General features: G+C 61.3%; 1 protein-coding gene. It reads right to left on the bottom strand.

The features are described from left to right. Positions 1 to 331 (bottom strand): EF-Tu C-terminal domain-related protein (locus tag JAO82_RS14190; RefSeq protein WP_269812993.1); only part of this gene is annotated, 331 nt, incomplete at both ends.

Genomic DNA, 331 nt, shown 5'->3' with positions numbered 1-331 from the left:
GTCACGGTGCCGGTCACATCCGTTGTGCGGAAGTAGAACTGTGGGCGATAATTGGCGAAGAACGGCGTGTGACGGCCACCCTCGTCCTTGGTCAGAATATAGGCTTCGGCCTCGAACTTGGTGTGCGGGTTCACCGACTTGGGCTTGCACAGCACCTGGCCGCGCTCAACGCCTTCACGCTCGATACCGCGCAGCAGAACGCCAACGTTGTCGCCCGCCTCGCCGCGATCCAGCAGCTTGCGGAACATCTCGACGCCGGTACAGGTGGTCTTCTTGGTGTCGCGGATACCGACGATCTCAAGCTCGTCACCCACATTGACCACACCGCGCT

This window comes from Pontibaca salina, assembly GCF_016307205.1.
GTDB lineage: Bacteria > Pseudomonadota > Alphaproteobacteria > Rhodobacterales > Rhodobacteraceae > Pontibaca > Pontibaca salina.
Note: the sequence above shows the minus strand (reverse complement) of the source record. Positions and strands in the feature narration are given on the sequence as shown.